Below are 10,284 nucleotides of genomic sequence, written 5' to 3'. Positions count from 1 at the left end.
CCTGTATTGCCGCTCCCTGCACCTCACTCCGAATTTGCCGTAGCAAACCTCGAAGTGTAGGTGGCGCCATATCTGGATTCAAAAACGTGGGGTAAGGTTTGGTTGACTGATGTGGCAGTGGAAACAAACCCCGACGAGACACAGCATAAATTTTGCCCTGATGTTTACGCTCGTGGAGTGCCACCACCATATCCACCATCGTTAGTCCAGTACCTATTAGCAATACAGGTGCATTAGTCTTAAGCTCTGCCAACGCCGACGCAGACCAGGCATTACGCAGGTAGGAAGTTTCATTATCATCTTTATGTTTCGATTCAGAAGGAGCGTTTCCTAATGCCAGTACAATTTTGTTTGCCGTAAAAACACGGCTGCTACGTAAAGAAACTAAGGCGCCTTCTGCTTTTGGCTCCACTGCTACCACTTCATCTCTGAACCGCTCCAACCGAACGTTACTCGATGAAGTTGCTTCAGCTTCTTCCAAAATGGACTGGATATAAAGCCCATATATTTGGCGGGGAATAAAAGTGCTGGCATTTAGGTCATTGGCTAGAAATGGCGCCAACTCGTTACGGTTATAGTATAGCCAGCGAAGCAAATGATCAGGATCATTGGGAAAAGCACTCATCTTACCTGCGGATACATTCAGCAAATGGCTGTTGGTGTGTGTACTGTAGGCAACTCCCTTACCAATATCGTGACTACGCTCAATCAGCTTAATTAGCAAAGGTCGGTTGGAAGTTTTTAAAAGGTGAGCCGCAACTAAAGAACCACTAAACCCGGCGCCGACGATAGCGATTGTAGTGGTTGATTCTGCATGTCCTGTCAGCATATTAGAAGCCATTATAGTGTTAATTTATATTATTTAACATTTTTTATATTATCCTCTTAAAAATTTCACTTTGGCTCTCGATTAACATATGGGCGAGGCTTGCAGTCTATTTATGCACTTTTACCTAAGAAATGAAAAAAAGGCTCTTGCGTACTTAGCGTGCTAATTTAGGGAAAAATAACCTTAAAAACCTTGCTGGGCTTATCTTACAGCTATTATTACCTTCAGAACGGTATTCTTGTCCAAAATTAAAAATAAAAGCGTCTGTAAGCCTTGTAAATCATGCATATTTATAGATTTTAATTAAAATTTAGCACGCTATGTACGATAGAACCCTATTCGCCAGTGGTACCCATAAAAGTTGTCGGGAATCTTACCACCCGCAACGCACGTGCGGCTATTATATTTATTTTGAATAATTTTCGACTCTATCGAAAAATGAAGGCTTAAAAATACCCTGACCAGGCGCCAACAAGTTGTTTGGATCGTAACGTCGCTTTGCACTGACCAACTTGCCCCAAACCGGACGAAAGTGCTGTTGCCAATCTTTTTGGGAGAAAGAAAGAGCATCTACAGAATATTTGTAACCACCATTATCGCGGTTTTGCTCAAATAATCTCCGGTTATCAGCTAGCATTCGCTTAACTACTGCATCTTCGGGTGGTGTTGCGGTTCGCAAAATAGAAAAAAGAAACACAATTTCTTCCCTAGGAACCCGGAATAAGGGTAGTTGAAGACGATTAGTTTTGATTGGATATAGCAGAACAGGCCCTTGACCTGTATCTGTTTGTGTCAAGGTGGAAACGACCTCACCAACAAAACTTTCAACTACGCTACCAGGCACAAACAAATTCAACCAAGGATGAGGGTAAGACCAAGTGCCGATGGATTTAAGGAAAGTAACTATTTCGTCTAAACGATTTAGAAAATCAAAGTAAGACTTATCTTGTATTTGTTCTGTACCACGAATGTAGTTTAAACCTGCAAGCAGTATATCGTTATTAGGTGTAGCAGTGTCCGTGTAAAAGCTAGCTGCCTCCAGTATGTAACGCCATCCGCCATTCTCTTTGGGTACAATCTGACCTTCTACATAATTGAACCTTTCATCACTGATTACCAAACGTTGGTCACGAGTAAAGGTTGCCAAATCGTCATAAAACAAAAGAAACACACGGGCATTAGTCGCTGCCTTAATAAGCTTAATTGTTGCCTGCACAATGATTCCACATTGCCCTAACCCTCCTAGCACTGCCTCAAACAAGTCACGATTTTGAAATTGTGAACAAGTTTCAAGTTTGCCTTCACCAGTTACAACCTGAAGTTCCCAGACATTATCGATCTGTAAACCATAGCGGTGGGTGGCGCCGCCAATACCTCCTACTGTTAAAGTACCACCAATAGAAAGTTCGATGTAGTCTGTAAAAACAGGCGGTGTTAATCCTTGGAAGAGCGTTTTTTGTAATAATTGACTCCACACCACGCCTGCTTCAACAACCGCACGGTCTGCACTAATAGAATGAATCTTGTTAAGCGCATTCATATCTATAACTACGCCTGCTTCCACTTGCGACTGACCATCAGTAGAGTGACCCTGACCGCGCGCTGCAATCTTAATATTGTAAGTGCGACCAAATTGGATAATGCGAATAATATCCTTAATTGAACCTGGCTTTAGTACGGCAATTGGTTTGCGATGCACTATGTTACCAAAGTCATTAGCCGCTCCGGTGAGTGTCGTATCATCGGTGTAAAGTATTCCATCCAAAGGTGGCAAATTTTCAAACGTGGATATGGCACTAGCAGATGTTACCCAAGAATTGCTGGCTACATCAAACCCCAAAACAAAAGTACCAACTGCTAGGCCTTGTAAAACTGTACGACGTGAAGTTTTGTTTTTCATAAATCAATCTTCTATTAGGCAGGCAGCTTGCTAATATGTAAATTTACATATTCTTCACTTAAATATGAAAAAATATATTGCACATTATCTTATGTCTCTGTCAGCCAATAAAACTGATATCCTTCTACAATAATGCGATTATCAGATTGCTCCGGTTTTATACTACTGTATAAATCAACAAACTTACCATAACTGTTGAAGCCCGTATTTCTCAGCCAATCTAAATCCAAGTATTGGGGATTTGAATCAAAATTGGCGATGACCAATACTTTTTCTGATGGACGTTGATGATTGAAACGAATATAACACAGCAAGTGTTCATTGTCTATCTGCAACAATTCGCGGTTATTAAAATCAGCAAATGCAGAGATTTCTTTACGGATAGCAATCATTTTTTTCATAGCAGTGAATACCATGTATTCCACCGTTCCTTGTTTTTTGCGTAATTCTGCTTTTTCCCAATCGATTTTAGGACGGTGTACCCAACGATTGTCATTGCTTTTGCTTGGGTCATCGATATAGCTGTAATCATTAAGTACAGCAATTGCATCACCATTATACATTAGAGGTATTCCTCCAAAAGATAGAATAATACCGTGCAGTAGCAAAATTCTATTGATTGCAAGGTCAATCAAACGCTCATCAGAAGTTGAGAGCGCAGATTCTAATCCAACCAAAGAAGCTAATGAACCGCAAATACGTGCGTCTCCTGTAGCTTCATTAGGCATGAATACCAATCCCCTAGATAATGATGAATCAAACTTACCGCTCAAGTAATCAACTAAAAATTTTCTATGTGTTTTCGGTTCATAACCAGCTGCTTGAATATCGGAATCGTCAAAACCAAAACCAATGTCATCATGACAACGCACATAGTTTAGCCAAGTCGCGCGTTCTAATTTGTTAGGCAAACTTTTTATACCTTGGTAAAGTAGCTTAGTGTTTTTAGTTGCTATTCCATCCCATAATAATGCCATTAAAGTAGCGTTATAAGCAATTTCGCATTCTTTAGCGGCGATTGCATCTTCACCAAAATACTTAATTACTTCAACAGGGGCAACGATTGCTTCGGCGATAAATAACACACCAGGCGCCGTCACTTGACAACAATCTTTCATTAACTGCAAAATTAGATGGGCATTACGCTCATTTTGGCAAGAACTGCCGATTTTTTTCCATAAAAAAGCAACAGCATCGAGTCGGAGAATATCCACACCTTGATTTGCCCAAAACAGAATAATGTCGAGCATTTCAGTAAAAACTTTCGGATTGCTGTAATTTAAATCCCACTGATAACTATGGAAAACCGTCATCACCCATTTTTCCATCTCGCCATTCCAAGTAAAATTACTTGGAGCTGTTTCAGGAAAAACTTCTGGCATGTTTTCCTCAAACATATCAGGGATTTCTCTGTTTTCGTAGATATAATAGTAATCTTGAAAATTACGATCACCCATAATTGCTTTTCTAGCCCACTCATGCTCATCAGAAGTATGATTAAGCACAATGTCTAGAACCAGCAAAATATCACGCTTTCTAAACTCCTTGGCAATACGACGAATATCTTCTAAATCACCAACTCTTTCGTCAACTTCTCTAAAATCACTGATAGCATAGCCCCCATCACTTTTACCGATTGGACACTTCAAAATCGGCATAATATGCACCATATTAATACCTAGCTCTTGAAAATAGCCAATTTTGTTCTCTAAATCTCCAAGGTTTTCTGCAAAACCGTTAGAATAAAGAGCCATCCCCACCCATTTTTGAGACAAAAACCAGTTGTGGTCTTGTTCGCGTTGAATATCCAACCGCTCTAACTCTGAAGAGCGCTCAATATAGCCTTTCGCCATCGTTTCAACTAGCCGTAACATCTGCACTTTGAAATCATCGCGATGTCCGTATAGTGTAAAAAATAGCGAATGTATTGCGTAAAAGTTCGCACCTAGACGGGTATAAAAATGCCGCAAATCTTGCCGTCGAATTTCTGGCTTTAAATCATCCAGTATCGAATTTAATAGTGAGTGAGAAATTTGTTCGTACATAGTATTATCTTAATGATTGTGATATCTTCTTTACAAATTAAAAAAATTATAATGCTTAATCGCTTCCAAAATGCCCCAGGCATGGGCGCCTTCAGCAAAATAAACGCGCTCAGTATTGGTCAAGCTCGACAGTTCTTCACGGTGACGATTAGCAATGACCACACCCAGAGTATTGCCGCGTAACATATCTTCATCGCCGCCAGACCCGCCGCTAGCCAAAACTCTATCTAATGGAATATTCCACTGTTTTGCTACATAGCGTACTGCTTGACCCTTAGAGGCTCTTGCGGGAACAAAGTCGAGGTACTGACCAAATGAAAGTGTTGTATTGGCCGACAATTCTTGTTGCCGCAATAAAGTCAAAATTTCTTCTAATGATGGTGCAATGCTCGCATCATAATAATAAGAAATCTTAAAGCGACTTTGCTCACTTTTCGGTTGCAGTGTCAACCCAGGTAATGGATCGCACAGGCGCCGTAATACTTGTGGTGTCCACCCACGATCTATATGGTGATTCCAAGTAATATCGGCAGCCAGTTGTGGGAGGTAATAAACTTCTGTGCCTAAACTGGTAATTAAAATGTCAGGGTTTGGAATACCATAAGTTTTGAAAAGTTTTAGGGCTGAATCTAAACGCCGACCTGTGGCGATGCCAAACAAAAATTCCCGCTGATGTTCGCGAACTACTTGTACGAATTGCGACAATGCCTCAGCATCCCCTAACAACGCATTATCAATAGAGGTAAAAAGAGCTCGTTTTCGATAGCTACTTGGTTTGAGTGGCGGTGTTGGTTTTGACAAAGGTTGATACTGTAATAAGGGTTGAATTTTTCTTAAGTAGGTTTGAGCATGAGCATCCCATGAATAAAACTTAGCGACATTTTTTAAACCATTTTCCGAATATTGCTTCCAAAGCGTCGAATCTTCAAGAATCTTTAATAAAGCTTTTTTTATTGCCTCTCCATTCAAAGGGTCAACTAATAAACCATTATGACAATTGCCAATAATATCCACTGGTCCACCATTTTCTGTTGCAACCAATGGTAATCCACTCGCCGCAGCTTCTAATAAAGTTAAGCCAAAAGGCTCGGTGAGAGCGGGATTGACAAAAACACCTTTTGATGCTGCGGCTAATCGATAGATATCCGCCACTTCCTTAGAAGTATGATGTTTTGGTAAAGCAACACAGCCATAAAGCTCGTAACAATCCACCACTAGTAATAATTCGGTTAAAACATTTTGGGCGCCTTCGTTCAATTCTCGAATATCATCCCGATTACCTGCAACAATTACCAAATTGGCTAATTCTTGTAAACGTGGCGATTGACCATAGGCTTCTAACAGGGTAACAATATTTTTGCGCTCATCAGGACGCGATAATGCTAAAATTATAGGCTTATCAGGATTACTAAGAAACTTTTTTAAGGTTTCCCTGAACTCGATACTTTCACCCCCTGAGTAGGGCGGATGAAACTGCTCCAAATCAGTTCCTGGTGGAATGACCGCCATTTTATCACGTGTATAACAATCGTAAAGCTTGTACTGGTCATCAATTTCGTTGTTAGTGCTGGTAATCACCAAATCTGCATTGCTCAAGGTGTCTTCTTCTGCACTAATGCGTTGCAGCATGTTATACCGTTGCTCTATCTCCTCCATCGTCATGCCCAATGCCAACAATCTACGGTACTTATCACGTCCTAAAGAATGCCCAGTGTGTACAAGTGGCACACCTGTTAAATGGGAAAGACGTACCCCCACATATCCCGCATCAGCATAGTGGGTGTGGATGATATTAGGCAAACGCGGTTGCTCATGTAACCAAGTAAACAGACGATCCGTAAAGCCATCAAGATGACTCCATAATTCTTCTTTGGGAATATAGCCATCAGAACCTGCTTCAATCCTAACTATCTGCGCCTGATCGCCAAGAGATTCGGTTGCTGCGCTATAATCAGCATCAACTGCACTATCAACTATCCGCCGCGTGACTAAATCAACACGCTCCACATTCGGTTGAAGAGCCAAGGCTTTAGCTAATTCAACAACATATTTAGTTTGTCCCCCAGTATCTGCGTCACGACCTAATTCCAGATTGTGACCTCGGATCAGCCCGTGAATACTAATTAATAAAATATAACAGGGCTTGGTAGTACTTGTGTTTAGCATACTTAACTCTATTTGGTAGGGGTAAACTAAGTCTACTTATTTCTATACAAACTTTAATATTGTAAATAGTAATGCTTACTTTTCGCTTCAGCGTATATTTGAAAAAGTCTAACACCTATCATTAGTACTAATTAATCTCAAATATATTTAATACTTTAGATAGATGAAATAATATTTTTTGTTTGTTTTATAATTTATGAAGATTCAAATTATCGACTTCTTCAAGAAGTCGGGAACCTTAAGATTTGCAGTAAAAGTTTAAATTCATAGTCATCACTTACTACTTTTTTTGCAGGCGCCCTGGAGCGTTGATGCTTTTGAGTGCGGCAGCGATGCGTAGTGGTGCATTTGGTCGAGCATACATTTGCTCTATATACTGTGTAAGGTGCGGACACTCATCGAGCAATCGAAGTTCGTTAGCCCAGTCAAGCGTATAGGCACACGCGAAATCAGCGACTGTCACAGTGTTGCCAACTACGAACTGGCGCCCCTGCATATGCTCCTCCATCACAGCTACCAATTCAGTGAAATCCTGGCTCGCCAAGGAGACTTCGGCACTTAGGCGCAGGTGTTCTGGATACACTCCCGTATGATACCAAATGCGCCATAGAGGTTGCTCTATTTCTGCCGTCGTGAACAAAAGCCAACGGTAAACCTGAGAGCGTTGCTTGATATCTGTGGGAAGCAACTCTTTGTGGGGGTACTTCTCTGCCAAGTAGAGTAAAATTGCAACCGATTCGGTGAGAACGAGGTCATCGTCAACGAGTACTGGAACCCTGCCAGTTGGATTGAGCTTGAGAAATTCCGGATGATGGTGTTCGCCCGCCTCAATATTCACAGTTACAGCATCGAAGTCTATGCCCAGTTCCTGAAGCATCCATCGTACCCGAATCGAACGTGTAGGAGCGAATTCATATAACTGCATATGCTTCTCTATAATTGTTTATTCCACTTTATAAATGTTACACAAATTCATGCACTAGGACTGAGTTCAAACTTCCGCTCATTCAAAACTTTGCGCTCGCGCCGCGCATCAAAGAAATTTTCGGCGCGGACGAATCTTTTTGGAGGGTATTACTATAATAGAAAAATAGAGGTAAAAAATTGAACGATGCAATCTATACAAGAAAGAGAGAGTTATTATAAGCAAGGAGTTCCCTGGCTACGTGACGATATTAAAAAGGAATTTGGATTATTCAATGTTTTTAATTTTAATCCTGGTAAGAACGGGAACCCTCCACAATTGCCATATAGCAGAAAAGATTACTACAAAATAACAATTATAATCTCTTCAAAAAATATCTGAACATAACACCGACAAATTATAGAAAAGCCGATATTGTTTGATTCGCATAAGCAATTATTTGTTTAGCGTAAGTTCATCTGCTTGTTTTTCGGCTAATCTTGTATCAGTAAATGAATTGATAGGTTATATCATGTCCGGGAGCTTACCCATAATACCTATAATGCAGAGACATGACTTGTAAGCTCTCTACAAATATTTTACTATGGTTATGCTGCCGGACAATATATCACGAAGTATTGAGTGGAATTTGAGACTTGTGTACACAGTAGCTCACATCTTACACCAAAGTATAAATACGGAATTTTTACGTTTTTAATAAACATATATTTTTAGCAATAAAACGTAAAATTAGTATTTATAGCCTGCTCCCGGCAGGCTTTGTTTGTATAGCCCCACCCACGTGCGGGTGTAGGTGCAAGATATCAGGTAGCCCCCAATCCTGGGAGAGATAAATTCTACGCCGTCAATCGCTTCGCTCAAATTGGTAGAGTCGAGGTCACGCATGAATTGATTACGGAGCATTATTAGAGACAACGTTCATGTTTCTAAATCAGCAAATCAATCAATCCATCAACCAGACGATCACGCTCTATTGGCACAATATCTCCACCATGAAACATATCTCGTAGCATTATAAAGTGAATCAGCGTTCCAATAAAGGTTCGGGCTGCCACTTCCGGTTCAGCAAGCTGAAGTTTAGGGTGCGCTGCAAAGTACTGCGTCAGAAAGTCAAGGTTTGGTTTTTCAATTTTCTGGACAAATGCCTGTGCTAATTCTGGAAACCGTCCTGACTCCCCAATGATCATTCTTAACAGCGCTAGCTCTTGCAGGTTTTGAGTCACATTGTCCAGCATTTGCGTGGCAACCCGTTTCAAAAACACAGCGGGTTCCTCTTGCAAGGGTGGAAAGTTATGTTGCTGAAACAGGTTTGCTTTGCCCGCCATACGTTGAATCAGGGCAGTAAACAGGGCCTCCTTATCGGTGAAATGGCGGTAGACCGTGGCTTTAGAGACTCCTGCGGCAGCCACAATTTTATCAATTCGGGCACCCGCATAACCATGTTCCAAAAACTCCTGCATCGCTCCACGCAGGATGGCTTCGCGTTTTTCGGGGGATAGCTCCCGATCTACACTTTTGACATTATTCATGAATCAACGTCCTCAGTTGGCTAAACATCTACTCATTTTGTTAGCTGATTTCTAGCATATCACTTAACAAGACTAAACTGTTTTGTTTAGGTTGTCATACAATACGAAACTGTTTCGTACACGATGCGATTTTTCAATGTAGGTTAAACTATGCAATCGCCAGCACAGATTCATGAAACAAATGATGCTTTGCCGATTTTGATTCTAGGGGGTGGTTTTGCCGGATTGTTGACAGCACTCCATCTGCAAGATTTACATTCCTGTCCAATTATTTTGATTGAGCAATCGTGGTGCTTCGTCTTTAAACCCCTGCCAGTATCAAGCTGCGGGGCACGTTGATGAAACTGGGACTGCACGAGAGCGCTGTAGAAATCTTCGATCGCTACGAGGTAAAAGGTGAAAAACATTTAGTGAAGTGGATCGTGCAACGGCTCAATGGCATCTTCTAAGGAGATTGAGCAGCCAGGACTGGGTTATGACTGGACTGGACTTTCCAGAGAACAAAGCAAATCCGGCGGACAAGCCATCGTGCTCTTTGGTCTCGGTATTTTAGTGGTATTTCTCATCTTAGCAGCTCAGTACGAAAATTATATCGACCCGATCATCATCTTGCTGACTGTGCCGTTCGCAGTTCTTGGTGCGATGGTGTTTATCTCATTTAGAGGGTTAGTCAACGATTTATATTGTCAGGTGGCATTGGTAATGCTGATTGGTTTGGCGAGTAAGATGCTCTTTATACCATGCAATTACAGTTGGGACGCGGAGTTATGGAAGATTATACGAATATTTACATAGGGTTGCTGTTAGTTTGGTTCTTGTGGGTATGAAACGATTTTGCTATAAATCAATATTGATGGTGCTGAAAATAATGCTCCCCTAAGTTCGGCACC

7 protein-coding genes are annotated in these 10,284 nt (G+C 41.1%); 1 reads left to right on the top strand and 6 read right to left on the bottom strand.

The annotated features are described in order from the left end of the window. From AC2JBO_RS21440 to AC2JBO_RS21415, 6 genes are all read right to left on the bottom strand, one after another. On the bottom strand, positions 1-829 hold an 829-nt coding region (locus AC2JBO_RS21440), incomplete at its 3' end, for an FAD/NAD(P)-binding protein (protein ID WP_496955682.1). 406 nt (positions 830-1,235) lie between these two features. Continuing rightward, positions 1,236-2,729, bottom strand: coding sequence for an FAD-binding protein (locus AC2JBO_RS21435; RefSeq protein WP_496955681.1), 1,494 nt, complete (start codon positions 2,727-2,729; stop codon positions 1,236-1,238). A gap of 89 nt (positions 2,730-2,818) precedes the next feature. Then, positions 2,819-4,774: an alpha-amylase family glycosyl hydrolase gene (locus tag AC2JBO_RS21430; RefSeq protein ID WP_496955680.1), complete on the bottom strand. Its 1,956-nt coding sequence runs from the start codon at positions 4,772-4,774 to the stop codon at positions 2,819-2,821. A gap of 30 nt (positions 4,775-4,804) precedes the next feature. After that, positions 4,805-6,940: an HAD family hydrolase gene (locus AC2JBO_RS21425; RefSeq protein WP_496955679.1), complete on the bottom strand. Its 2,136-nt coding sequence runs from the start codon at positions 6,938-6,940 to the stop codon at positions 4,805-4,807. A gap of 280 nt (positions 6,941-7,220) precedes the next feature. Further along, positions 7,221-7,865, bottom strand: a complete 645-nt coding sequence (locus AC2JBO_RS21420) for a glutathione S-transferase family protein (protein ID WP_496955678.1) — start codon at positions 7,863-7,865, stop codon at positions 7,221-7,223. 926 nt (positions 7,866-8,791) lie between these two features. Next, the gene (locus tag AC2JBO_RS21415) at positions 8,792-9,394 is read right to left on the bottom strand and encodes a TetR/AcrR family transcriptional regulator (RefSeq protein WP_496955677.1); all 603 of its coding nucleotides are present in this window, start codon (positions 9,392-9,394) and stop codon (positions 8,792-8,794) included. A gap of 435 nt (positions 9,395-9,829) precedes the next feature. Between AC2JBO_RS21415 and AC2JBO_RS21410 the strand changes: the two genes are divergently transcribed. Beyond that, positions 9,830-10,189: an efflux RND transporter permease subunit gene (locus AC2JBO_RS21410; protein WP_496955676.1), complete on the top strand. Its 360-nt coding sequence runs from the start codon at positions 9,830-9,832 to the stop codon at positions 10,187-10,189. Positions 10,190-10,284 lie beyond the last annotated feature (95 nt).

This window comes from Calothrix sp. CBUCES-K 9914 (assembly GCF_059640475.1).
This window is presented reverse-complemented; position numbering and strand designations above follow the sequence as displayed.